Source organism: Paraburkholderia sp. NMBU_R16 (assembly GCF_013282575.1).
Taxonomy (GTDB): Bacteria; Pseudomonadota; Gammaproteobacteria; order Burkholderiales; family Burkholderiaceae; genus Trinickia.
Genome location: NZ_JAAAYE010000498.1, coordinates 1 through 251 on the forward strand (window position 1 = coordinate 1; position 251 = coordinate 251).

Annotated in this window: 1 pseudogene; it reads left to right on the plus strand. The window is 58.6% G+C overall.

What is annotated here, in order from left to right:
* Nucleotides 1–126: pseudogene (locus tag GWC77_RS28910) on the plus strand (IS3 family transposase); the annotation flags it as partial.
* Between the last annotated feature and the right edge of the window lie 125 nt (nucleotides 127–251).

A 251-nucleotide genomic window follows, 5' to 3' on the forward strand; every position in this document is an offset into this window, starting at 1 on the left:
GCGCCCGATCTCGTGCAACGGCACTTCGTGGCCGACGCCCCGAACCGGCTGTGGGTGGCGGATGCCACCTATGTGCCGACCGCAGAAGGCTTTCTCTATCTCGCCGTCGTGCTCGATGTCTTTAGTCTGTGGCGCGACAATCTGGATGAGAGACGCGCGACAAACAAGATGAGAATGTCGCGGCGAGGTTGATGATGCCGATGTTGATTGACGCTGACAAGCGTTTGTTGATTGACGCTCGGCGCATGTTG